20 protein-coding genes are annotated in these 26,281 nt (G+C 32.2%); 13 read left to right on the forward strand and 7 right to left on the reverse strand.

What is annotated here, in order from left to right; genetic code table 11:
* Nucleotides 1-116 precede the first annotated feature (116 nt).
* Nucleotides 117-695, reverse strand: coding sequence for a non-canonical purine NTP diphosphatase (locus AC3ITQ_RS12615; RefSeq protein ID WP_489234579.1), 579 nt, complete (start codon nucleotides 693-695; stop codon nucleotides 117-119).
* Nucleotides 696-776: 81 nt separating this feature from the next.
* Here AC3ITQ_RS12615 and AC3ITQ_RS12620 point away from each other — a divergent pair, with 81 nt between their 5' ends.
* Nucleotides 777-2,555, forward strand: a complete 1,779-nt coding sequence (locus AC3ITQ_RS12620) for an ABC transporter ATP-binding protein (RefSeq protein ID WP_489234580.1) — start codon at nucleotides 777-779, stop codon at nucleotides 2,553-2,555.
* On the opposite strand, the gene AC3ITQ_RS12625 is transcribed toward AC3ITQ_RS12620, so the two are convergent.
* Nucleotides 2,536-2,922, reverse strand: coding sequence for a ribosomal maturation YjgA family protein (locus tag AC3ITQ_RS12625; RefSeq protein ID WP_489234581.1), 387 nt, complete (start codon nucleotides 2,920-2,922; stop codon nucleotides 2,536-2,538). The genes AC3ITQ_RS12620 and AC3ITQ_RS12625 overlap by 20 nt on opposite strands.
* 123 nt (nucleotides 2,923-3,045) lie before the next feature.
* Between AC3ITQ_RS12625 and AC3ITQ_RS12630 the strand changes: the two genes are divergently transcribed.
* The 3 genes from AC3ITQ_RS12630 to AC3ITQ_RS12640 all read left to right on the forward strand — a co-directional run bounded on the left by AC3ITQ_RS12630 (nucleotide 3,046) and on the right by AC3ITQ_RS12640 (nucleotide 5,301).
* Nucleotides 3,046-4,224 carry a glycoside hydrolase family 88 protein gene (locus AC3ITQ_RS12630; protein WP_489234582.1) on the forward strand — a complete coding sequence of 393 codons (1,179 nt, stop codon included), beginning with the start codon at nucleotides 3,046-3,048 and terminating at the stop codon, nucleotides 4,222-4,224.
* Between the two features lie 11 nt (nucleotides 4,225-4,235).
* Entirely contained in the window at nucleotides 4,236-4,640 is a 405-nt protein-coding gene (locus tag AC3ITQ_RS12635; RefSeq protein WP_489234583.1) for a hypothetical protein, read from the forward strand.
* Between the two features lie 229 nt (nucleotides 4,641-4,869).
* Entirely contained in the window at nucleotides 4,870-5,301 is a 432-nt protein-coding gene (locus AC3ITQ_RS12640) for a hypothetical protein (RefSeq protein WP_375032045.1), read from the forward strand.
* 79 nt (nucleotides 5,302-5,380) lie between these two features.
* Here the strand turns inward: AC3ITQ_RS12640 and AC3ITQ_RS12645 are convergent, their stop codons facing one another.
* Together AC3ITQ_RS12645 and AC3ITQ_RS12650 are read right to left on the reverse strand one after the other, a co-directional pair.
* Nucleotides 5,381-6,892, reverse strand: coding sequence for an FMN-binding glutamate synthase family protein (locus AC3ITQ_RS12645; RefSeq protein ID WP_489234584.1), 1,512 nt, complete (start codon nucleotides 6,890-6,892; stop codon nucleotides 5,381-5,383).
* 28 nt (nucleotides 6,893-6,920) lie between these two features.
* Nucleotides 6,921-7,703 (reverse strand): NYN domain-containing protein, encoded by a 783-nt coding sequence (locus tag AC3ITQ_RS12650; RefSeq protein ID WP_194655451.1) that lies wholly within the window; start codon nucleotides 7,701-7,703, stop codon nucleotides 6,921-6,923.
* Between the two features lie 373 nt (nucleotides 7,704-8,076).
* Here AC3ITQ_RS12650 and capB point away from each other — a divergent pair, with 373 nt between their 5' ends.
* Both capB and AC3ITQ_RS12660 read left to right on the forward strand, forming a co-directional pair.
* Entirely contained in the window at nucleotides 8,077-9,339 is a 1,263-nt protein-coding gene (gene capB / locus AC3ITQ_RS12655; protein WP_489234585.1) for a cysteate-C-fatty acyltransferase, read from the forward strand.
* Nucleotides 9,340-9,460: 121 nt separating this feature from the next.
* Entirely contained in the window at nucleotides 9,461-9,940 is a 480-nt protein-coding gene (locus AC3ITQ_RS12660) for a hypothetical protein (protein ID WP_489234586.1), read from the forward strand.
* Between the two features lie 88 nt (nucleotides 9,941-10,028).
* Here AC3ITQ_RS12660 and AC3ITQ_RS12665 read toward each other — a convergent pair whose 3' ends face one another.
* Both AC3ITQ_RS12665 and AC3ITQ_RS12670 read right to left on the reverse strand, forming a co-directional pair.
* Entirely contained in the window at nucleotides 10,029-11,147 is a 1,119-nt protein-coding gene (locus tag AC3ITQ_RS12665; protein WP_489234587.1) for a GTP cyclohydrolase, read from the reverse strand.
* Between the two features lie 47 nt (nucleotides 11,148-11,194).
* The gene (locus tag AC3ITQ_RS12670; protein ID WP_489234588.1) at nucleotides 11,195-12,163 is read right to left on the reverse strand and encodes a transporter; all 969 of its coding nucleotides are present in this window, start codon (nucleotides 12,161-12,163) and stop codon (nucleotides 11,195-11,197) included.
* 124 nt (nucleotides 12,164-12,287) lie between these two features.
* Between AC3ITQ_RS12670 and AC3ITQ_RS12675 the strand changes: the two genes are divergently transcribed.
* The 6 genes from AC3ITQ_RS12675 to AC3ITQ_RS12700 all read left to right on the forward strand — a co-directional run bounded on the left by AC3ITQ_RS12675 (nucleotide 12,288) and on the right by AC3ITQ_RS12700 (nucleotide 20,241).
* Nucleotides 12,288-12,572, forward strand: a complete 285-nt coding sequence (locus tag AC3ITQ_RS12675; protein WP_489234589.1) for a DUF4834 family protein — start codon at nucleotides 12,288-12,290, stop codon at nucleotides 12,570-12,572.
* Between the two features lie 50 nt (nucleotides 12,573-12,622).
* The gene (locus AC3ITQ_RS12680; protein WP_489234590.1) at nucleotides 12,623-15,079 is read left to right on the forward strand and encodes a YfhO family protein; all 2,457 of its coding nucleotides are present in this window, start codon (nucleotides 12,623-12,625) and stop codon (nucleotides 15,077-15,079) included.
* A gap of 63 nt (nucleotides 15,080-15,142) precedes the next feature.
* A complete protein-coding gene (locus tag AC3ITQ_RS12685; protein WP_489234591.1) occupies nucleotides 15,143-16,432 on the forward strand; it encodes a glycosyltransferase family 4 protein in 1,290 nt (429 codons plus the stop codon).
* Nucleotides 16,433-16,480: 48 nt separating this feature from the next.
* Nucleotides 16,481-17,950 (forward strand): oligosaccharide flippase family protein, encoded by a 1,470-nt coding sequence (locus AC3ITQ_RS12690; protein ID WP_489234592.1) that lies wholly within the window; start codon nucleotides 16,481-16,483, stop codon nucleotides 17,948-17,950.
* Between the two features lie 96 nt (nucleotides 17,951-18,046).
* Nucleotides 18,047-19,699 carry a mechanosensitive ion channel family protein gene (locus AC3ITQ_RS12695; RefSeq protein ID WP_489234593.1) on the forward strand — a complete coding sequence of 551 codons (1,653 nt, stop codon included), beginning with the start codon at nucleotides 18,047-18,049 and terminating at the stop codon, nucleotides 19,697-19,699.
* A gap of 242 nt (nucleotides 19,700-19,941) precedes the next feature.
* The gene (locus tag AC3ITQ_RS12700) at nucleotides 19,942-20,241 is read left to right on the forward strand and encodes a hypothetical protein (protein ID WP_194655462.1); all 300 of its coding nucleotides are present in this window, start codon (nucleotides 19,942-19,944) and stop codon (nucleotides 20,239-20,241) included.
* 86 nt (nucleotides 20,242-20,327) lie between these two features.
* Here the strand turns inward: AC3ITQ_RS12700 and uvrA are convergent, their stop codons facing one another.
* On the reverse strand, nucleotides 20,328-23,123 hold the full coding sequence (uvrA, locus tag AC3ITQ_RS12705) for an excinuclease ABC subunit UvrA (protein WP_489234594.1): 2,796 nt from the start codon (nucleotides 23,121-23,123) through the stop codon (nucleotides 20,328-20,330).
* Between the two features lie 308 nt (nucleotides 23,124-23,431).
* Between uvrA and AC3ITQ_RS12710 the strand changes: the two genes are divergently transcribed.
* A complete protein-coding gene (locus AC3ITQ_RS12710; RefSeq protein ID WP_489234595.1) occupies nucleotides 23,432-26,233 on the forward strand; it encodes a triple tyrosine motif-containing protein in 2,802 nt (933 codons plus the stop codon).
* Nucleotides 26,234-26,281: the final 48 nt, after the last annotated feature.

The raw sequence follows: 26,281 nt of genomic DNA on the forward strand, positions 1-26,281 counted from the left end.
TTATGATTTGATTATCAAAAAGTTATGTTTATCGCAAAATCAATTTGATCAGAAAATGAATATTTTTACGTCTAGTAATATAAAATATACCCTTTAAAATGTTGTATTTTAAACAATTATTTTGTGGAGTTCAGGAAATCAATTAGTTGCTGAGTTGCTTTGGCACGATGACTGATTTTATTTTTGATTTCTGAAGATAATTCGGCAAAAGTTTCTGAATAATTCTCCGGCTGAAAAATAGGGTCATATCCAAAACCGTAATTTCCTGCTTTCTTAAAAATAATTTCTCCCTTTGCAAGTCCGGTAAATAAATGTTGTTCTCCATTTAAGTTTAAAGCAATAACGGTCTTGAACTGTGCAGTGCGATCTGATTGGTCTTTTAGTGCTTCTAAAAGCTTATTCATATTATCGTCTGCATTTTTTTGCTCGCCCGCATATCTCGCAGAATAAACACCAGGTTCTCCATTTAAAGCTGCAACTTCCAAACCTGTATCATCGGCAAAACAATCATAACCGTATTTTTCAGTTACATAATTGGCTTTTAAAATAGCATTTCCCTCTATAGTATCAGCAGTTTCCGGAATTTCTTCAAAGCAGCCAATTTCTTCAAGACTCAATAATTGAATAGATCCGTTTAAGATGCTTTGAATTTCTTTGATTTTATTTAGATTGTTTGACGCAAAAACGAGTTTCATAATAACGAGTTTAGTTGTATTAGTAATTGTAATACAAATTTAGAATTCTTATATTTGATAAGTAGCCTAAAAAGAAAATAAATGGAGATATCCGCCTTATATAAAAAGATAACGCCTTTTGTCAGGCCTTATCGAAAAATGGTTATCGCAACCTTACTGCTTACATTTTTAGGCTCCTTTGCGGCACAGGTAAATGCTTTAATCTTAAAATATACTGTCGATACAATCAGTAACTTGATGGTGGCACACGAACCATTATCAAAAGGATTTCATTTATTAGGTATTATTAGTATTGTGTTATTATCCAAAGAATTGATTTATTCAGTAGTTCAATTTGGACAGAAATTCTATGGAGAAAAATTGCGAATCTTCATAACCCGGGATATTTCTCAAACTATAGTCGAAAAAATTCTAAGTTACAGAATGGAGTTTTATACTTCGAATGAAAATGAAAGCGGTAAGCTTCAAACCAGAATTGATTTAGGAATCAGTAGTTTGACAAGATTAGTTCAGAACTTTTTTATTGATATTCTGCCTTTATTTGCCAACGCTTTTGTTGCCTTGATTTTGATGTTTTACGCCAATTTTTATGTTGGTCTAGTAAGTTTATGCATAATACCGATTTATTTTTATGTCAGTCAATTGCAGGCTAGTAAATTAAGCGGATTTAGAAGAAGAATGCGTAATTATCGTGAAACGAAGAATAACGGAATCATAAGTTTAATAGAATCAATAACGGTAATTAAATCGTTTGTACGAGAGCCAATGGAAGCAAATCGTCATCAGAAGATTCAATTTGAAATGACTGAAAATCAATTGGCGACTAGAAAAACCAGTTTTATTTTTGAAAGTATTAAAGGTTTTATTGAGCAAATTGGAGTAGTAATTATCATCATTTTGACGGCTTATTTTGTTTTAAATAATACAATGACAATTGGCGCAATCATGTTTCATATTATGTTGTTTAACAATGTTTCATCGCCCATCAGACAATTGCATCGTATTTATGATGAAGTAAATGATGCTTTGATTTATTCCGAAGGATTTTTCGATATCTTAGAATCGGACAAAGAGAAAGAAACAAGCGGAAAATATATTCCAGAGAAAATTGTGGGACTAATAGAAGTTAAAAATGTCGATTTTAGTTATCCAAACGGAACAAAAGCATTATCGGATATTAATTTTACAATTAAGCCAAATGAAACCAGTGCTTTGGTTGGGTTAAGCGGCGCGGGGAAAAGTACGATTATCAATTTATTAGATAAATTTTATCTGCCTTCATCAGGAAAAATTTATTTGGATGGAGTTGATCTAAATGATTATGATACTGATTTTCTTCGGAAAAACATTGGATTGGTATTGCAAAAGAATCATATTTTCAAAGGAACTATCGCTGAGAATATTCTATACGGAAATCCTGATGCGACACAATCTGAAATAATAGATGCAGCCAAACAGGCTTATATTCATGAACAAGTGATGCAATTGCCAAAAGGATATGATTCTGATGCGCATCTACTTTCGGGCGGACAACAACAACGAATTGCTATTGCAAGATTGTTTTTAAAAAATCCGCCAATTATTTTTCTGGATGAACCAACAGCCAGTCTCGATGCAATTGCAACAGAACAAATCAAAAAATCACTTGACGCTATTAAAAAAGACAGAACCGTAATTATTATATCGCATAGTATTTCTCAAATTATTGATGCCTCTCATATAATAGTTTTAGAAAAAGGAAAATGCATAGAGCAAGGGACACACGATGAATTATACGATAATAAATCAGTTTATTATGGAATATTTACGGCTATGGCGAATAGTCTGAATATTGAGAAAATTACACAGACCCTTGATTAGATAAACGTTTTAAAGTCAGGTTTTCGAGTAAAAAAGCAATTGTAGTTCCAAAAGTATACGCAAGCATATCAGTCCAAAGAAAACCTTGTCCGAGAACATATCTTCCAAAAAGCGTTTTTCTGAGTTCTATCATCCATTCGCCCTGATAAAGTTGTAGAAATTCAATTCCGTAACAAAGCGATAAAGAAATAACTGCTACATGAATTCCTTTGTTGTTAATGAATGCTATTCTGGTCAAAACGTAAATCATAACGGCATACAGTAAGTCACCTGTAAATAGAGGAATAAAACTTATTTTTCTGGAAAGGATTCCGAGGTAAATAATTCCAAGGCAAATAATGAAATATTGAAATCTGTATTTTTTCAAAATTAAATTTTGTTGGGCGACATTAGTACATTTTGAGGTAAACAAAAATACAAAGATTCGAATAGATATACTTTATTTTATAAATTTATCAATTCTAAAAAAAAACTTTACAAAAATAACCACATGATTACAAGATTTACACCATTCATTTTATCCTTGTTTTTTTTAACGGGTTCTGCCTATTCTCAAAAAAACGATTCATTTGACGTTAAAAAACAACTTGAATATTGCGCAGAACAAGCCTCAAAAACTTTAAAAGTAATTCCGAATGACGGAACTTCCCCAAGAACGGTTCCAAATGGAAGCAAAGAATGGAAATTTGTGGATTACAAAGATTGGACAAGCGGATTTTGGCCTGGAGAATTATGGTATTTGTATCAGGCAACTGGCAATAAAAAATGGGAAAAAGAAGCCGATAAATTCAGTCGATTTTTAACACCATTGTCAGTAAGCAAAGCCGGTGATCATGATTTGGGTTTTCAGGTTTTCAATAGTTTTGGAAATGGCTATCGCCTAACAAAAAACAAAGAGTATAAAGATATTATCCTAAAAACGGCTGATACGCTGGCCACACTGTTTAATCCAAAGGTAGGAACGATTCAATCCTGGCCACATAATAAAATGGGCGGTCATAATACGATTATCGATAATATGATGAATTTAGAATTGCTTTTCTGGGCTTCTAAAAACGGTGGAAATAAAAAGTTATATGATATTGCTGTAAAACATGCTGAAACCACAATGGCCAATCATTTTAGACCTGACTATTCCTCTTATCATGTTATTATTTATGATTATGAAACAGGTAAAAAAATAAAAGGAAGAACGGCACAAGGTTATAGCGATGACAGTATGTGGGCTCGTGGTCAGGCGTGGGGTATTTATGGATTTACAATGGTTTACAGAGAAACTAAAGATCCTAAATTTTTAGATTTTGCGCATAAAATAGCACGAGTTTATTTGGATAGATTAACGACAGAAGATTTAGTTCCGTATTGGGATTTTAATGCTCCGGGAATTCCGAATGAGCCAAGAGATGCTTCGGCGGCAGCTATTGTATCTTCGGCACTAATTGAGTTGAGCTCTTATACAAAAGATGCAACTCTGAAAAATGAATATTTGTCAAAATCTAAAAAGATGATTGTGTCACTTTCAGATGATTATCAAAGTCATGATATAAATTCAGCATTCCTGCTTCATTCAACAGGTCATAAACCGGCCGGAAGTGAAGTTGACTGTTCTATAAATTATGCGGATTATTATTATTTGGAAGCTCTTTTAAGACTTCAAAAACTAAAATAAATTAAAAGATTATGATGAAGAAGATAAGCCAAATTTTATTTTTAATTGCAATTGCATTAATGGTGGTAAGCTGTAAAAACACCAAACAGAAACTTCAGGAATATGTGGTTTCGTACAATAAAACAGCTGTCAATTTTAAAAGCGAAAATGTTACATTAACAACTGCCAGGGGTTATATCAATGATGATAAAATTGAATTGCGATTTGAAACGGACCTAGAACAAAATGAATCTAATAAAACAAAGGCTGCAACAGAATTCCCGAAGCTCCTGAAGGAGATGATAAACAAGGATGAAAATTTTAAGGAACTTGTAGAAGAAGGGGTGCAGTTTGATGTTTACTTTTTGGCAAATGATAATACCGTTTTGGAGAAAAGAATAATTAATACAGAAGAAATGTCTTCATTACTGAAGTAGTAATCCTGAGTATAACATGCTGAATATTTTAAGCCTCTTTGATGCATTTTTAAAGAGGTTTTTTTGTGGAGAATGACCGCTTTTTTGTTTTCATAAAAGGAATGATTTCTTTTCGCTAATCGATTTGTAGTTAAATAATTACGTTTTATTGTTTTTTTTGTTTCATGTTGCTTTTGTGTTAAAAGTTTGTTATGTTTGAGTTAAAAAATAACTATAAAACCAAAAAATTATGAAAAAAATTACCCAAATCGCATTTGCTATTTCCTTTTTATTACTGCTGGCAAGCTGTAAAAACACCAAGCAGAAGATACAGGAGCATGTTAGTAATTATAATACTTCCTCTTCTATAAAAGGTGGAAATGTTGTTAGTACAAGTGCAAAAGCATTTTTAAATGATAACAAAATTGAAATCAGAATTGAGACAAATCTGGAAGGTACTGATGCGAATAAATTAGCCTATAAAGATACTTTTCCTGAATTGTTGAAAGAAATGGTTAAGAATGACCAAATTTCGCCAGAGTTAATCGAAGAAGGAGTAAAATTTGATGTGTACTTTATATCTTACAATAATATAATTCTTGCGCAGCAATTAGTTGATAAGGAAGAATTAGCGGTTATAGAAAATGGTTCTGCAGCTGGTAAAGAAACTGCAAAACTTTAATTGAAATAAATGCCAAAAAACATAAATCACCAAAATATAAGAAAGCCTCTTTAAAATTTACAAAGAGGCTTTTTTATTCTTAATGTTTGGTAACATTCGTTAATTGATCAGGAAAATATGAGTCTGATAAATTCGCAAATTCATCACCACGCATGAAGATATTAATATCAACGTCAGCAAAACTTTTCTTTCCTGCTGCTGCCAATAGTTCATTGGCCGCATGTAAAGTGTTTTTATGAAAATGATAAACACGCTCTGATTTATCGGTGACAACCAAACCTTTCATCAGCATTTTATTTTGAGTTGCGACTCCGGTTGGACATTCATTGTTATGACAACGTAAGGCCTGAATGCAGCCTAATGAAAACATAAATCCACGGGCACTGTTACACATGTCGGCACCTAAAGCTATAGCATGCAGAATAGAATAACCAGAAATAATCTTTCCACTTCCTATAATTCGTATTTTATCTCGGATATTTAATCCTACTAATGTTTTGTTTACAAATATCAGGGCAGGTTCAAAAGGCATTCCAACCCCATCTGCAAATTCAAGTGGAGCGGCTCCGGTTCCGCCTTCGGCACCATCAATAGTTATAAAATCGGGATAGATATCTTCAGCAATCATTTCGTGACAAATGGCTTCAAATTCGGCCGTATTTCCAATACATAATTTAAATCCGATAGGTTTTCCGTTTGATAATTCACGTAGCTGGGCTATAAAACGAATAAGTCCTTTACTGTCTGAAAAAGCATGGTGGCCAGGAGGAGAAAGGATCATTTTATGAGGTTCAACGCCTCTTATTTTAGCAATTTGAACGGTGTTCTTAGCTGCAGGAAGTACACCTCCATGACCTGGTTTTGCACCTTGTGAAAGTTTAATTTCAATCATTTTCACGTTTGGAAGATTCGCTTTTTCTGAGAATTTTTCAGCACTGAAATTTCCATCGGCATCACGACAACCAAAATATCCTGTACCAATTTGCCAGGTAATATCGCCACCGCCGGCCAAATGATATTCGGTTAAACCACCCTCTCCGGTATTTTGGTAGAAATTTCCTTTTTTGGCACCAATATTTATTGCACGAACTGCATTTTCACTTAGCGAACCAAAACTCATTGCAGAAACATTAAATAAAGAAGCTAAATAAGGTTGTTTACAATCTCTTCCGCCAACCAGAACGCGTGGTAATTCTTCGTTTACTTTGGCAGGAAAAATGGAATGCTTTATTCCTTCGTAATTATCCTGATTTAAATTTAGTTGTGTTCCGAAAGGTGAATTCGAATCAATATTTTTAGCTCTTTGATAAACTAAAGAGCGTTGATTTCTGGAAAAAGGTTTTCCGTCAGTAGATCTTTCAATAAAATACTGCTGAATTTCAGGAGCAATCATTTCGAATAAATACCTAAAATAACCTAACACGGGAAAGTTTCGTAGAATAGCATGTTTTTTCTGAATTGCATTATAGACGCCGACAATAAGTAAGATTGGCAGAATAATGACAAGCAGAAAACCACGTTCTGTATAATAATAAATTGCGGCAACAATTAGAAACAATAAGAATCCGTAGATAAAGAATTTTTTTCTCATGTTTTTAAAATATTTAGAAGAGTAATAATTAATTGAATCTTAGGCGAACATACACGTGCTTAATGCCTTTTTTGTCTGATTCTCTCTCGTCGATTTCAAGAATATCAGTTAGTGATTTTAACATAGGCGTAAGCTTAGAAAAGCCATAATTCCTCGGATCAAATTCAGGCTTCTTCTTAACAATTAAATTTCCGACATCGCCTAAAAATGCCCATCCATCATCATCTTCAATGTCTTCAATTGTGTCTTCAATTAATTCAATGGTTTGTTTGTCAATTTTGTGCAATGCTTTTTCTGAGGGTTTTTCTACTGGTTTTTTAGCGTCAGCAGTAACCGTCGTTTTTGGTTTTTTCTTTTGAATAGCACCATCCAAAACTTCAATATATATAAATCTGTCACAGGCAACGATAAAAGAGTTAGGTGTTTTCTTTTCTCCAATTCCGATTACTTTCATACCAGATTCACGCAATCGAATCGCTAACCGCGTAAAATCGCTGTCGCTGGAGACTATGCAAAATCCGTCTAGTTTTCCGGAATAAAGCAAATCCATTGCGTCAATAATTAGGGCAGAGTCAGAAGAGTTTTTTCCAACCGTGTAACTATATTGTTGAATAGGAGTAATGGCATGTTCAAGCAAAACACCTTTCCATCCATTTGAGTTAGGCTTGGTCCAATCTGCATAAATACGTTTGGTAGTGGGTGTTCCAAATTTTGCTATTTCTTCCATCATACCTTTTACATTGCTGTAGGGTACGTTATCGGCATCTATAAGAACCGCTAATTTTAAATCTTTGGAGTTGCTTAAAGGCATATCTGGATATTAAATATTTACAATACTTCCAAAGGTAAAAACTAAAATTGATTTTATAGGAATTTGGTATTAAATAAGTCTTTTGTATTTTATAAATTATTTTGGTTATAAATAAGAGATTATATCGTAAAAAACGCATCCGATTTAGGTCAAAAAACGCCAATTATTACTTACAAAAGAGCTATGTATTTTAAAATTTAATCTTTAAATTTTAAGTTTAAACTTATTAAATTTTTGGTATTATTATGCGCTTTCCCCATTAAATATTGATATTCAGATAAATTTTTAATAAAAATAATAGCCCAACTCTATTTTAGAATAATAATCATTATTTTTGCTCGCTGATAAATAAAATTATTACTTCAAATATATTATGGTAAAAGATTTATTCGAAAGAATCCAGAACAATAAAGGTCCTTTAGGAAAATGGGCATCACAAGCAGAAGGTTATTTTGTATTTCCTAAATTAGAAGGAGAATTAGGTCCGAGAATGCAGTTTGGTGGGAAAGAAATTTTAAATTGGAGTATAAATGACTATTTAGGTCTTGCTAACCATCCGGAAGTTCGTCAGGCTGATATTGATGCTGCAACACAATTTGGAGCAGCTTACCCAATGGGTGCACGTATGATGTCAGGGCATACTAAATACCACGAACAACTAGAAAATGAATTAGCTGAGTTTGTAATGAAACCCGCAGCATATTTATTGAACTTTGGTTACCAAGGGATGGTTTCGATAATTGATGCGTTAGTTACTAAGAATGATATTATTGTTTACGATGTAGATTCTCACGCTTGTATTATTGATGGTGTTCGTTTACACATGGGTAAACGTTTTACTTATAAACACAATGATTTAGAAAGTATGGAGAAAAACCTGCAACGTGCTACTAAAATGGCTACTGAAACAGGTGGAGGAATTCTTTTTATTACCGAAGGTGTTTTTGGTATGAGAGGGCAGCAAGGTAAATTAAAAGAAATTGTTGCTTTAAAAGAAAAATATAATTTCAGATTATTAGTAGATGATGCACACGGTTTTGGTACTCTTGGTAAAACAGGAGCAGGAGCAGGTGAGGAGCAGGGAGTTCAGGATGGTATTGATGTTTACTTCTCTACTTTCGCAAAATCTATGGCAAATATTGGAGCTTTTGTAGCTGCAGATCAGGATATTATTGATTATTTAAAATATAATTTACGTTCTCAAATGTTTGCAAAAGCATTGCCAATGATCCAGACTATTGGTTCATTGAAACGTTTAGAATTATTGCGTAATCACCCAGAATTGAAAGACAAACTTTGGGAAAATGTAAATGCATTACAAAATGGTTTACGTGAAAGAAACTTCAATATTGGAGATACTAATACTTGTGTAACGCCTGTTTATTTGGAAGGAAGTGTTCCGGAAGCAATGGTGATGGTAAATGACTTAAGAGAAAACTACGGTATTTTCTTGTCTATCGTAATTTATCCGGTAATTCCAAAAGGAATTATTTTGTTAAGAATGATTCCAACAACTTCTCATACTATAGCTGATATTGATGAAACTTTGGTTGCTTTTGAAGCAATTCGTGAGAAATTAGTTAACGGAACTTATAAAGAAATTGCTAGTAAAACTACCGTTGATTTAGACGCTTAGTAGTATTAAAAAAATAGACTTCCTTAAGTGGAAATTATGTAAAAAAATCCATTCGTTATACGAATGGATTTTTTTTATTTGGGGTAACTTTATAATTCAAAATAAGTAAATAATAAGAGTTATGAAAAAAGTATCAGCATTAGTAATCGTTATTTTAAGTGTTTTTATTTCTTGTAAAAAAGAAACAACACTTCCGCCTCCCCAAATAGAGCCAAATCCTCCAAAAGAAGCAGAAATTGCAGAGCCTGCAGGAGATCAATGTTATACTTCAAGACTTAATGGTAATATTGTAGCCTTAAGTTTTAATGTGAACTCACATCAGGAAGTAAACGGAAAATTAAGTTATAATATAACAGGAAAAGATAAAAATGAAGGAACTATAATTGGGAATATGAAAGGTGACACGCTTATTGCTGATTATACTTTCATGTCTGAAGGAGTTTCTTCGGTTAGAGAGGTTGTTTTTTTGCAAAAAGACGGAACTCTTATTGAAGGATATGGAGATGTAGTTGATGCTAATAATAAGGTTACTTTTAAGGATAAAAAGAAATTAAAATTTGATGCAAAAAATACGTTGACAAAATCAGATTGCCCACAATAAAAAAATAAAAAAATTGTAAAAAAGAAAAATCCATTTCGATATGTTCGAAATGGATTTTTTTATTGAAAACGAATTGATTTCAATCTTCTTAAAGATCTTTTCTATATGTTTTTCTCTGACAATGAATTTTTGGGTCAAAGTTTTTCCAAAGTAAGTGAATTGCATTATTCTCTAATAATTCGGGAGTTCTAATACAGTTTTGAATTCCTTTTTCTGAAAAGGTTTTGTAATATTCATCAAAAATAATAGCTGTAACACCTTTGTTTTGATAATCAGGATGAACGCCGATCAGGTAAAAAACAACATCTTTACTGTGTTTTTTTGCTTTTAATAACTGTAAAAAACCAAATGGGAATAATTTACCTTTTATTTTTTGCAATGCCTCTGTAAAACTTGGCATAACAATGCTAAAGGCAACTAAATTATCGTCTTTATCAACTACAAACTTAATATATTCAGGATTGATAAAGCTGATGTATTTCTTTTTAAAATATGCTTTCTGAACATCAGAAATGGCAACAAAAGAAGCAAGATTGGCATAAGTTTCATTAAACAAATCAAACATTTTGTCTACGTGAGGCATAATGTCTTTAGTCTTAGTGAAATTTAACGCTCTTAACTCATAGCGTTTTTTTATCAAAGCCTGTGCTTTTAAGAAGAACTCAGGTTTTACATTTGAAAAAGGAAATATACTTTCGATATATTGTTTCTCAACCTGAAACCCTAATTGCTCTAAATGTGTTACATAATACGCATGATTGTACCAGGTAATCATGGTTCCAACCTGATCATAACCTTCGGTAAGAACGCCAACTTTATCCAGATTAGAAAATCCCATTGGACCTTCAGCATGCTCCAGATTATGTTTTCTACCTAATTCATATACTTTTTCAAGCAAAGCCTTCGTTACTTCGATATCATCAATAACGTCAAACCACCCGAAACGAACTTTTCTTTTATGTTGATTATTAACTTCAGACCAATTTATAATTGCGGTAATACGACCAACAACTTCATTGTTTTTGTATGCCATAAAAAAATAGGCTTCCGCATGATCAAAAGCAGGATTTTTTGTTTTGTCAAAAGACTCTAATTCATCAGCAATAATTGGCGGAACCCAATATGGACTGTCTTTATATAATGAAAATGGAAATTTAATATATTCTGTTAATTCCTTTTTGGTTTTGGCTTCTTTAATTGTAATCATTAAAAGTCTTAATTGTTTTCTCTTTTTAGAGAAGTTCAGTTAGTAATTTATTCATATTTAGCTTTACGCTTTCTTTCTTGCTCCTGATAGTCTATGTTTTCTTCTGTTTCTTTCTTTTTAGACTTTTTGTCTTTCTTGAATGTCATTTCTTGTTTTTCTTTATACCAGCCATCATAACGCCATGAAAATCCAACACCACCATATAATATAGAAGGTGTATCTTTAAAATTAGTACTTATAGAAGCGTCAATCTGCATGTTTGAATTAAGCAAATAGGCAGCACCACCACGAAGAATGGCATCGCTGTAAAAATCGCTTTTATAACCTTGATTTTCAATAAAACCAGACCATTTGTCGTTAAATCCGTGCGTCAAAGTTAATACATATCCGTAACTTGGATAATCAGTTGTGATATAATCGGCAATAAAGTTAGTTACAAAAACCCATTTTCCGCCTCCAAAAAGATTTTGAGTAATCAACATTACTTTTGGTGAAATGCTAGATTCAGGAGAAAAAGAATAAGGGTTATCTGCACCAACAAAATTTGCTCCGGCAAATACTGATACTGCTGGTATCAATTGATGCCAATTGAAAGAGTGATTTGCTTTGTAGCTATAGATGTTAGCTGTTGGTTCGTAATTTTTATAAGGATCGTACACTAAGTATTTGGCCCCTAAAACAGTCTGTCTGAAATTGTTCTTTTTATAGCTAGTGTATGGAGTGTCAAAGTTTTCCATTTGATATTGTAAATCAAGAACAAATTCTAATTGTTCTAAAAAAGCACCATAACGCACTGTTAAATCGGTTCCAAAACCGCTTGCATCATAATCTAGTAAATCGTGTTTTTCTTTAATTCCGTAAACACCAATTTCGCCCTGAATAATTGATTTTCCAACTGCATAAGCAGACATTGTTTCGCCAGGACGATTTGAATTGATAACATCTGTGTATTGTGCAAAGAAAAGTTGGGATGATAATAAAAGAGTTGTAATAAATAAGTTTTTAATTTTTAACATAAATGTATTTTTTGATTAAAAAACTATAACGCATTTCAAATGTACTATATTTTATTATTTATTTAAGATTGATATTTTAATTTTAAACAACGGATTTATTAATTTTGGCAAAAATTATACGATTATGCAAGAAGCATCTTTTACAAATTTGTTTAAAACGATAATGTGGATCATTGCGTTTTATTATATTTTCAAATTTTTAGCCAGAATCTTTTTGCCAGTATTGGTAAAAAAAGCGGTTGAAAAAGCAGGTGAAAATTTTCAGAAACAGCAACAATATACCCAGGATAATTCATGGCAAAAAACACGTACTAATAATGATGAGATAATCATCAACACTGCTAATGCAAAAAATCCTCGCGAAACCAAAAAGGTTGGCGATTATGTTGATTACGAAGAAATAGATTAAGTTTGTGTCCTAGTAAATAGGATTCATCATTTAACCCAAACCAACCTAAATTGAAAATAGTAAATAAGTTCTATCCGCACGCCCTTGTTATATTGGGTTTTATTCTCGTTTCGTTAATTTATTTTTATCCAGTCTTACAAGGAAAACAAATTTTCCAATCGGATATTGCGCAATATACCGGAATGGCAAAAGAGCAAAATGACTTTAGAGCCGCTGAACATGCAGAACCTTATTGGACAAACTCTGCATTTGGTGGAATGCCAACTTACCAGTTAGGAGCCAATTATCCTAATGATTTTGTGGGTAAGCTAGATGATGTTTTACGTTTTTTACCTCGTCCTTCTGATTACCTGTTTTTATACTTTTTAGGTTTTTATGGTTTGTTATTAGTTTTAAAAACAGATCCGCTTAAAGCATTTATCGGCGCAATTGCGTTCGGTTTTTCTACGTATTTAATTATTATTCTTGGAGTTGGTCATAATGCAAAAGCGCATGCAATTGCTTATATGCCGCTGGTTATTGCCGGTTTCATATTGGTCTTTCAGAAAAAATATATTTGGGGAGGTTTACTTACCATGTTTGCAGTTGCGTTAGAAGTCAATGCAAACCACTTTCAAATGACGTATTATCTTTTGATTTTCTTGCTGATTCTTTCGGGATATTTTGCTTTTCAGTTTATTAAGGAAAAAGATTATAAAGGACTTTTAAAAGCTATTGGAGCTTTAACTGTGGCTGGAATTTTTGCAATTGGTGCCAATGCCGGAAATTTATTAGCAACGAGTGAATATGCAAAGTACAGTATTCGTGATAAAAGTGAATTGACTTTTAATCCTGACGGATCTAAAAATGAAACAACTGCTTCAATGACAACGGACTATATTACGGAATATAGTTATGGAATTGCAGAAAGTTTAAATTTAATTGCACCAAGAATCTTCGGTGGTTCAAGCCACGAAAATGTAGGGACAGACAGTCGAATGTATTCGTTTATGATCGAGCAGGGAGTTCCTTCAGATCAGGCACAGGATTTTGTTTCGGGAATGCCAACATATTGGGGAGATCAGCCTATTGTATCAGCACCAGCATATATTGGTGTGGTGGTTTTCTTTTTGGCGGTTCTGGCGATGTTTATTGATGAAAGAAAAATAAAATATGTATTTCTTGGTGGAGCTTTATTTACGTTGATGCTTTCCTGGGGGAAAAATTTCTCATTGCTGACTAACTTTTTTATCGAATACGTTCCGATGTACGATAAATTTAGAGCAGTATCTTCGATTCAGGTTATATTAGAATTATGTATTCCTGTACTTGCAGTGATGGGATTACAATCGTTTTTCAAAGCTAAAGACGAACCAAAATTACAGCAAAAAGCTTTAATTCAAACAGGAGTTTTTGGACTTGGGGTTTTATTGATTTTAGTTATTGCTAAGGGGATGTTCCACTTTACTGGAATGAGTGACAATGCTTACTTGCAAAGTTATGGGCCTGCATTTGTAGATGCTTTAAAAGAAGACAGGATGAGTTTATATTCTGCAGATTTATTGCGTTCTGGATTTTTTATTGTGATTACATTTGGAATTTTATGGCTATTTATCAAAAATAAATTTTCGCAAAATACAACCTTAATTATTGTTGGAATTTTAATGATTTTCGACTTGTTTTTTGTTGATAAAAGATACGTTTCTGCTAAAGATTTTGTGAGTCCGGTGCAAATTGCGGCTCCGTTTCAGGAAACGCCTGTTGACGCTAAAATTTTAGAAGATAAATCGATTTATCGTGTTTTTGATGTACAGGGACAGTTACAGGGAAGATCTTCTTACTTTCATAAAACCATTGGTGGTTATAGTGCTGTACGCCCGAGAAGAATGCAGCAGTTAATGGATTATCAAATTCAAAAAGGAAATATTGAAGTGCTTAATATGTTAAATGTTAAGTATGTAATTCAAACAGATAAAGAAGGAAATGAAGTTCCTGTTGCAAATCCTGAAGCAAACGGAAATGCATGGTTTGTAAGTGCAGTAAAGCTGGTTAACAAACCGGACGATGTTATGAAAGCTTTGAATAACATTGACACAAAGAAGGTGGCTGTTTTTAATGTTCATGATTATGAAAGTAAATTTGAAAATGCACGAGCCAAAAAACAATGGGATACCACTGGAACAATTAAAGTAGTAGAATATAAACCAAACTACATTAAATATCAATCAGATAATGGAAAAGATGGTTTAGCTGTTTTCTCTGAAATGTACTATAAAAATGGATGGAATGCTTACGTTGATGGTAAATTGACTGATCATTTTCCTGTAGATTACGTTTTAAGAGCTATGGAAGTTCCAGGTGGAAAACATACTATTGAGTTTAAATTTGAACCACAAGTTGTAAAAACCGGAGGTACAATTACTTTAATAAGTTCTATAGTAATGTTATTGCTTTTGATTGGTGGAATTTATTTTGAAAAATTCTTTCGTAAAGATTCACAAAGAAATCACGGAGATACTCAAAAGTAATTTTAAATAATCTTTGAAAAACTTTGCGAGAGCTTTGTTTCTCTGTGAAACCAATTCAATCTAATGGAACAAAAAAAACTCTTAATTATTACTTATTATTTTCCCCCTGCTGGAGGTCCTGGCGTACAGCGATGGCTAAAATTTGTAAAGTATCTACCTGAATTTAATGTTCAGCCAATTGTTTATGTTCCTGAAAATCCGACCTATCCAATTATTGATGAAGGTTTGGTAAGTGAAATATCAGATAAAGTAATTGTTCTTAAAAATAAAATTTGGGAGCCTTATCAACTGGCTTCCATTTTTTCAAAAAAGAAAACCAAGAAAATCAGTTCCGGAATTTTTCCACATCAAAAAAAGCAAACTTTTTTAGATAAAACTTTTCTTTGGGTTCGTGGTAATCTTTTTATTCCGGACGCCCGTGTATTTTGGGTGAAGCCTTCTGTAACTTACCTTGAGAAATATATTAAAGAAAACAATATCGATACAATTGTTACATCTGGACCGCCGCATAGTTTGCATTTGATTGGTCTGGAATTACAAGAAAAATTAAACGTAAAATGGTTTGCAGATTTCCGTGATCCCTGGACCACAATTGGCTATCACAAAGCATTACGTTTGTCTACTTACGCTGCTAAAAAACATAAAAAGTTAGAGCATAAAGTATTAAATAGTGCTGATACGGTTATTGTAACCAGTAAAACGACTAAAACCGAATTCCAGGCTATTACCAGTAAGCCAATTTCGGTAATTACGAACGGTTACGATATTGAGAATGTTGAAAAACAAACTTTAGATGCTAAATTTACTTTAGCTCATATCGGCTCGTTTTTGTCAGACAGAAATCCTAAGTTTTTATGGGAGTGTCTGGTAGAATTGCTTCAGGAAATACCGGATTTTAAATCGCATTTAGAAATCAAATTGATTGGAGCAGTAAGTCAGGAGGTTCTTGATTCTATTCAGGAGTTCGATTTAAATTCTTATCTAAATCTTCTGGGTTATGTTTCGCATCATGAAGCCATTGCACATCAAAAGAAATCTCAGGTTTTACTTCTAATCGAAATTAATTCGGAAGATACTAAAAGTATTATTCCGGGTAAATTGTTTGAATATATGGTGTCTCACCGTCCAATAATCGCTATTGGTCCACAAGGTTCTGATTTTGCAGATATTATAAAAGAAACCAATACAGGAGTATTTTTTGATTATTCTGAAAAAGCGAAGTTAAAAAGTGTAATTTTGGACTTTTATAATCAATTTTTGGAAGGGAATTTACAAGCTAATGGTGTTGGTTTACAGCAGTATTCAAGAAAAAACCTTACCAAACAATTAGCACAATTGATTAATGAATCATAAGATTACAATAATCTAAAATCTAAAATCTAAATTCAGCAATCAAAAAACATGGGTATTGTTTTAAATCAGTCTTTCAAAAATACAATTATTACTTATATAGGCTTCGGAATTGGAGCTATCAATACACTTTATTTATACCCAATTTATTTAGGTGCAACCTATTATGCCCTTACTAATTACATATTGTCTGCCGCAAATGTGATCATGCCATTGTTTGCCATTGGAATGCAAAATACCCTTGTCAAGTTTTATTCACAATATAAAACCGAAGAAGAGCGAGAGCAGTTTTTGTCTTTTACTGCATTATTTCCAATCTTAATGTGTATTCCGTTAGGTGTAATCGGTATTTTTTTCTTTGATGATATTACTGCTTTTGTTTCTAAGGAAAACCCCGTAGTTAGAGAGTTTATGCTTTTAATTCCGTTCGTTGGATTATGCATGGCTTACTTTGAAATTTTTTACGCTTGGGCAAGAGTTCACATGCATTCTGTTTTTGGAAATTTTATAAAGGAGGTTGGTTTACGCTTAGTATCTACTGTTGCATTAATCGGTTTGTATTTTAATTGGATGACTTTAATTCAGTTCGTTTACTTTACTGCAGCGATTTATTTTGTAGCATTTTTGATTACAATGTTTTATGCTTTCTATATTAAAAAACCTAATTTTCAAATAGCAATACCTGCTAATGTAAAAAGTGTTATGGAATATACTTTTTACATTATTTTATCGGGAAGTGTGGCTAATTTGCTTTTAGATGGTGATAAATTAATATTGAATCAATATATGGAAATCGAAAATATTGCCTATTATTCGGTTGCGACTTATATTGCTTTGGTCATTTCAGTTCCAAGTCGTGCAATGCATCAAATTGTGTATCCAATCACTGCTAAATTAATGCATGAAAATAAACATGATGAACTTAATAGCTTGTATAAAAAAACGTCTATAAATCTTCAAATTGTAGGTGGTTTTGTAATGTTGTGTATATTCGTGAATATTAATCAATTGTATGAGATTGTCCCTGAGGATTATAGAGGTGGTATTCCTGTAGTTTTTATGATTGGTTTATCAAAATATTTTGATCTGATTTTAGGGAATAATAATGCTATTATTTTTAATACAAAATATTACCGCACCGTATTATTTTTAGGATTAGGACTGGTTGTTTTGACTTTTGTTTTAAATGTAATTTTTATACCAATTTTTGGTATTATGGGTTCTGCATTTGCTACGTTATTATCTATAACTTGTTATAGTTTGGCTAAATTACTTTTTGTGGTAAAAAAGCTTGATTTATATCCTTTTACAAAACAAAACTTATATTCTCTTGCAATAACCACGCTACTGTTTTTGATTTTTTACTTTTGGGAATTTCCAGTTTATCCTTTAGTTGGAATTGCATTAAAATCTATTTTGGTTACCATTGTATATGTTTATCTAAATTATAAATTTAATATCTCTCCCGATATTAATGAGGTGCTAAACAATTTATTGAAAAAGGCAAAAATTAGAATTTAACACGATTTTATTGAGAAAGTAGGACGTAATTAAATTTCGAAGCTATTTTGTTTTTATATTTGTTAGAAAGGATAATCAATTTATTTCTAGCATTCTATGAAAAAGAAATTACTTTGTTTTTTACTATTGTTGGTTGTTTTATTTTCTTCGGTAGTCTCCGCTCAAAAAGACACTTTAAAAACGGGACAAACCACTATTCCTGATTTGAAATTAAAAGGATATCCAATAGTTCCTTTTAAAGACACTCTTTTTTACGTTTATAATAAGGTAGGTTCTTTTTCTGCAGAAAACAGAGCAAACGCTATTACTGAAAAAATCAGGAAACTTTATCATGATTCTTTTTTTGAAAGTGATTCGATTGTTGTTGTTCCTTCAGATATTTCTCAGGACATCACTTATAAAGGAGATTTTGTTATAATGTCCGTTTTGGATATTGATGCCAAGGTTGAAAATGAAACCCCTGCATTTATTGCAAAACGTAATTTATCTTTAATAAAAAATGCTGTTGTTTATCAAAATGCAAATTATTCCCAACTTCCGAAGCGCCTTGGGTACACGGCTTTATTGATTTTAATAATTGGTTTGGTTTTATACTTTGTTAGTAAAATTTTTAATTGGATAAAATACCGAATTTTAAAAAAGAGCGATAAATATTTTAAAGGTTTCAATTATAACAATATCAATATTTTGTCTCCTCACAAACAGCAGTTTTTGTTGATGCGATTATTTGGGGTTATTAAAATCATTACACTTATTTTTATTGTTTACCTGTCATTACCAGTTTTGTTTAGCATATTTCCGGCAACAGAGGCTTATACAACTACTTTATTACGTTGGATATTGACTCCTGCGAAATTGGCCATAATAGGCTTTGTAGACTTTTTGCCTAGTCTGATCACGATTATTGTTATTATTGTCATTTTTAGATATAGTATAAAAATTATCAAATTCTTCTTTGATGAGATAAAGAAAGAAAACATAAAAATTGATGGATTTTATAATGATTGGGCCATGCCAACATTTAATATTATCAGATTGTTAATGTACGCTTTTATGCTGGTAATTATTTTTCCCTATTTACCAGGTTCTGATTCTCCTATTTTTAAAGGTGTTTCCGTATTTGTTGGGGTTTTATTTTCATTAGGTTCCTCCAATGCGATTGCTAATATGGTAGCGGGTTTGGTAATTACGTATATGCGTCCGTTTAAAATTGGCGATTTTATTAAGATTGGAGATGTAAGTGGCGAAGTAATAGAAAAAACAGCATTAGTTACACGTATCAGAACGCCTAAATTTGAAGATATTACTATTCCAAATGCGACAGTTTTATCCAGTACTTCAACCAACTTTTCTGCCAATACGAAACAGGCAACAAATGGATTATTAATTCATACTACCGTTACTATTGGTTATGATGTGCCATGGAAGGATATTCATAAAGCACTAATTGATGCAGCTTTAAAGACGGACATGACAGAGAAAACACCAGAGCCTTTTGTCTTACAAACAAGTCTGGATGATTTTTATGTGTCTTATCAAATAAATGTTTATACGAAAGAACCTACGAAACAGCCGAGAATTTATTCATCACTGCATCAAAATATTCAGGACTCGTTTAATGCGGCCGGAATCGAAATTATGTCACCACACTATAATGCGCTACGTGACGGAAATACTACAACTATTCCTGAAAATTATTTAAAACCTGACTACAAATCCCCGTCGTTTAGTTTTAAGAAGAATGATTAATAAAATGATAAGGTATTGATATAGTGTTGTTAATATGTTAAAATTTAACAGTTATTCGCTTTGTAGTTTAATTTATTAAAATTAACTTTATGTTCAATTTTTGACAGCGTTTTATTTGATTAGATATAGAATATCTTATAAAATGCAATAAAAATCGAATTATAAAGTTTTTATCTGAATTGTTTACCTACTAGAATTGTTAAAGTTAAAAAAGTGTTTATTAATTTTAAAAAAGGAGGGTTATGAAAAAGAATCAACTGAGTCAGGAACAAAGTTTGCAAGTATTTTCGAATATGATATCCAGTAAGGTTCACAAAGGATTTACGCTAGAAGAAAGAAATGACAAATTACTTTTTGCGGTTCTTTCTAAGGGAGGAAAGGTTGTTAATCATGGTTTAAATTTCACCATTTTTTGCTTAACCTTAGGATTATGGTCATTTGCCTGGTTATATCTCACCGTACACGCATCTAAAAAGAAAAAAATATTGGTAGCTATCGATGAAGACGGTTATCCATTTGAAGAAAAGTGTTTAGTTGCTTAATAATTTAAATTCCAAATTAAAAATTCCAAATTCCAATAGGATAATCGCTATTGGAATTTGGAATTTTTAATTTGGAATTTTTTTACTTAAAGTTTATCCTTTAAATAAATTCCGGTAACAGATTCTTTTACTTTTACAATATCTTCAGGTGTTCCAACTGCTAATAAGTGTCCTCCATTTTCTCCGCCTTCAGGGCCAAGATCAATAATCCAGTCCGCACATTTTATTAGATCGAGATTGTGTTCTATTACAATTATTGAATGCCCTTTTTCTATTAAGGCATCAAATGATGCTAATAATTTTTTAATATCGTGAAAGTGCAATCCCGTTGTTGGCTCATCGAAAACAAACAAGGCCTTATCTTTTGTAGCTCCTTTTACTAAAAAGGAGGCCAGTTTAATACGTTGTGCTTCACCACCTGATAATGTCGAAGAAGATTGTCCTAACTGTACATACCCTAAACCAACATCCTGCAATGGCTGTAATTTCTGGGTGATTTTAGTCTGTTTGTTTTTTTCGAAAAAAGCAATGGCATCATCAATAGTCATGGTAAGAATATCATTGATGTTTTTTTCGTCAAAATTGATTTCCAGGATTTCTTTTTTGAAACGTTTTCCACCGCAAGTTTCACACGGTAAAGAAACATCGGCCATAAAGACCATCTCAACGTTTATTGAGCCTTCTCCTTTACAAGTTTCGCAGCGGCCTCCATCAACATTAAAAGAAAAATGTTTTGCCTGATAACCTCTTATTTTAGATAATTTTTCTTTGGCATACAAATCACGTATATCATCGTAAGCTTTAATATAAGTTACGGGATTTGATCTGGAGCTTCTTCCAATAGGATTTTGATCTACATATTCAATATGTTTGATCTGAGAAAAAGAACCTTTTATTTCGGTAAACTGACCCGCTTTTTCAGCAGCGTTTTCCAGTTTTTTCTGCATAGCAGGAAATAAAATTTTCTTTATTAAGGTACTTTTTCCGCTTCCAGAAACTCCTGTAACAACAGTTAGAACATCTAAAGGAAACGTTACATTAATATTTTTTAAGTTGTTTTCTCTTGCGCCAACAATATCAATGTGATTTTTGAATTTTCTTCTCTTCTTCGGAACAGAAATTTCTAAATCTCCATTTAAATATTTAGCTGTAAGTGATTCTGATTTCAGGATTTCGTCATAAGTTCCCTGAGCTACTAAATTCCCTCCAAAAGTTCCTGCTTCGGGACCAATATCAATAATCATATCAGCAGCTTTCATGATGTCTTCATCGTGTTCCACTACAATAACCGTATTACCTAAATCACGAAGGGAAAGTAATACTTTGATCAATCGTTCTGAGTCTTTTGGATGTAAACCTATACTTGGTTCATCCAGAATATACATCGAACCAACCAAACTACTTCCAAGTGAAGTGGCCAAATTAATACGTTGTGATTCTCCTCCGGAAAGTGTCGAAGAATTTCTGTTTAATGTAAGATAATCCAATCCAACTTCTGTCAAAAAAGATAGACGATTGTTGATTTCAACCATCAAACGTTTAGCGATTTGCTGTTCGTATTTATCTAATTGAAGATCTTTGAAAAACGTAACCAAATGTTTAATTGGAAGATCGACTAAATCTGAAACTGTTCTTCCGCCTATTTTTACATAAGAAGCTTCTTCGCGTAAACGTTTTCCGCGACAAGCGTGACATTTTGTTTTTCCGCGGTAACGTGATAACATTACCCGGTTTTGAATTTTATAATTTTTTTCCTCTAATTCTCTAAAGAAATCATTTAACCCTTGAAAATATTGATTTCCTTTCCAAACTAAATCTTTTTGATCTTCTGTTAATTGGAAGTAAGGTTTATGGATTGGAAAATCGAATTTGTAGGCATGTTTCACCAATTCGTCTTTATACCAGCTCATACTATCACCTCTCCAGGGATAAATCGCACTTTCAAAAACAGATAAAGAAGTGTTTGGAACTACTAAATCAGCGTCAATACCAATTATATTTCCGTAGCCTTCACAAACCGGACATGCACCATATGGATTATTGAAACTGAATAAATGAACATTGGGTTCTAAGAAAGTAATTCCGTCCAATTCAAAATTATTTGAATAGGTAAATCTTTTATCTGAATTTAATTCCTGCAAATAACAGATTCCTTTTCCTTCAAAAAAAGCAGTCTGTACAGCATCGGCCAGACGATTATAGAATTCCTCTTCCTCCTTCACAACAATTCTGTCAATAATCAGTAGAATGTCTTTATTATCTAATTTATGAATTTCTGTTGGTGTAAACTCATCTAAACGAACCATTTCGTTATCAACTAAAATACGGGCAAAACCTTGCTGTAAAAGCACTTTTAATTTGTCTTCCAGCTGTCTTCCTTCTTCTAAATGAATAGGAGAAAGTAAAAGCCATTTGCTGTCTAATTCTAATGTTTTTACATCAGAAACAACATCGGTAACCGTATTTTTTTTGACTTCAAGTCCTGAAATTGGCGAATAGGTACGACCAATTCTGGCGAATAAAAGTTTAATGTAATCGTAGATTTCAGTTGATGTTCCGACAGTCGAACGCGCATTGGTAGTATTGACTTTTTGTTCAATAGCAATGGCAGGAGCAATACCTTTTATGTACTCCACTTTTGGTTTGTCTAAACGGCCAAGAAATTGACGTGCATATGATGATAAACTTTCAACATAACGACGCTGCCCTTCGGCATATAAAGTGTCAAAAGCCAAACTGGATTTTCCTGATCCTGAAAGACCTGTGATGACAACAAGTTTATTTCGGGGAATAGCGACATCTACATTTTTTAGATTGTGTACCTGCGCTCCTTTAATGATAATATTATGTTTTGGGTCGAGTTTTGAAAGGTCAATTTGCATAAAAAAAGTCAATTTTTACAAAAGTAATCAATTTTGAATTGAGTTCTGTTAATGAGATTGTTCCAAATCTTAACAGATTTCAATAGAGCATAGTTTATTAAAAAGATGAATTTTGTCGATATTTTTTGTTTCACGCAGATTTGAGCAGATTTAATTTGAATAAATAATCTGAGTTGATCTTTTTAAATCTGCGTGAAAAGCTTTGCACACTTCTGTATGTTTAATTTATTTTTATGCAATGAATTGTTTTAATGCAAAATGTCCTATTTTAGAACTGCTTTAAAACTATTTTAAATTCTGACCAAATTTTGAAAACAAAACTAGCTACACTATTATTTTTGATGAGTTTTTTCCTGTTTTCGCAGGAGTTTCCACCAATTGTAAAATATACTTCTTCTGTGTATGGTGCAGGAAATCAAAGTTGGATGATTTCGCAAGATGATCAAAACTATTTATATTTTGCCAATAATGACGGACTTCTGGAATATAACGGAACCACCTGGCAATTGTATCCTGCTCCAAACGAAACTATTATTCGCTCCGTTAAAGTCATCGGAACAAAAATCTATACAGGCTGTTATATGAATTTTGGGTATTGGACCCGACAAGCAAATGGTAAATTAAAATATACTTCGCTAAGCGATACCATCAAAAATAAAATACTAGACGATGAACAGTTTTGGAATATTCTCAAGTACGATCAATGGATTCTGTTTCAATCCTTAAACCGAATTTATATTTACGATACCAAGACAGGCAAGTTCAAAATCATTGCTCCAAAAAATGGCGTTATAAAATCGTTTGCACCAAAAAATGCAATCTATTTTCAAACTATAAAAGAAGGTTTATTTGAAATTGAAAGTGGTAAAGCAAAATTAGTTTCAGATCATCCAATTCTGAAAAAATTTACAATTGTCAATATTTTTACGACAGATGATGGATTGCTTATTCAAACACAACTGGATGGTATTTATAAGTTAGTTGGAAATACAATAAGCCGTTTTGTTACCGATGTTGATGCTGAATTAAAATCGAGTTTTGTGTATAGCAGTCAATTTCTTCAGGATGGAAGTTTTGCCTTAGGAACGGTTTCAAATGGAATTTTTATTTTATCGAAGAAAGGAAAATTAAAATATCATATTTCACAGCGAAAAGGGTTAAGTAATAATACCGCATTATCACTTTTTGAAGATAAAGATCAGAATTTATGGGCAGGATTAGATAACGGAATCAATTGTATTAATATTAATTCTCCAGTACATAGTTTTACAGACGATTCCGGCGTTTTGGGAACTGTTTATGCATCGGCAACTTTTAATGGTATGCTATATGTTGGAACGAATCAGGGGCTATTTTGTAAACCAAATCAGAGTAATACGGAGTTTAAATTTATAAATGGTACAAAAGGACAAGTCTGGTCGCTTTTTGTGTACGATAATACACTTTTTTGCGGACACGATTCCGGAACTTTTATCATTACAAATGATGCTGCCCAAAGCATATTTTCAGCGTCCGGAACCTGGAAGTTTGAATCTGTACCAAATAATAAAAATCAATTGCTTCAGGGAAATTATTATGGAATTTCGGTCCTTGAAAAAATAAACAATCAATGGGTTTTTAAAAATAAAATTGAAGGTTTTGATTATTCGTCAAGGTACTTTGAGATAACAAATAATTTTGATGTTTATGTAAGTCATGAATACAAAGGGATATTTAGGTTGAAATTAGATAAATCATTATTAAAAACACGTGGTTTTTACACTTATAAATCTCCTCTTAAAGGAAAAAATGCAAGTCTTACTAAATTTAATAATCAGATTTATTATGCTTACAAAGGTGGGATTTTTAAGCTAAATCCAAATACAAAATTATTTGAAAAGGATAATTTGCTGAGTTCTATTTTTGAAAAAGACGAATATACATCAGGTAAATTAATTGTAGATAATTCAAATAAAATCTGGCTATTTTCTAAGAACTATATTCATTATTTCTCTGCCAGCAAATTGAGCAGTCAGTTAAAGCAAAATGTCATTCCGATTCCTTCTTCTTTGACCAATTCAATGCTTGGTTTTGAAAATATTACGCAAATTTCAAAATCGACTTATTTAATAGGTACAACAGATGGTTATTATACTTTAAATATAGACGATTTGAGTTTTAAAAATTATACCGTTTTTATAACGGATATCACAATTAACAAACAAAACGAAACGCTTAAAAACGTGGTAATTCAAAATGAGGGAAGTTTTCATTCTAATGAAAATAATATCACTTTAAATTACACGGTTCCGGAATATAACAAATATATTAATTCAGAATATCAGTACTTATTAGAAGGTTTCCAGAATGACTGGAGCGAGTGGAGCACCAAAGCCACCGTAAATTTTAAAAATTTATCTCCTGGGAAGTATATCTTTAAAGTAAGAGCACGATACGCGAATATAATTCTGCAAAATACGGCTACGTACACATTTATCGTTTTAAAACCCTGGTATTTGACTAATCTGGCCTGGTTTGTTTATTTTCTGTTGTTTTTAGTGTTAGCCTATTTTATCAATAAGGCCTATATAAATTACTATCATAAACAAAAAGAGAAATTGATTGAAGAAAATAATCTTTTGCTTGAGATTAAAGAATTAGAAAATGAACGACAACTAATGAAAGTAAGAAATGAGCAGCTTTCTCAGGATGTCGACAGTAAAAATCGGGAATTAGCGGTTTCTACAATGAGTTTAAACAGTAAAAATGAATTACTGGCTTTTATTAAAGAAGATTTAAAGAAAACGAGTCAGGACGATACTAAAAACATCAAATCTGTAATTAGTACTATTAATAAAAATATTACGGAAGAAGATTCCTGGAATGTTTTTAAAGAAGCATTTGATAATGCAGATAAAGATTTTCTGAAAAGAATCAAACAACTTCACCCTTTATTGACTCCTAACGATCTGAGACTTTGTGCTTACCTGCGACTGAATCTTTCTTCAAAGGAAATAGCACCTTTATTTAATATTTCTGTTCGAAGTGTAGAAATAAAAAGATATCGTTTGCGTAAAAAAATGGATTTACAGCATGAAATTGGGTTGGTTGAATATATTCTCGCTGTATAGGAGATTCAAAATCACGTTCAAAAAACTATACATTACCTCAACATTAAC

The organism is Flavobacterium sp. KH_001 (genome assembly GCF_057840745.1).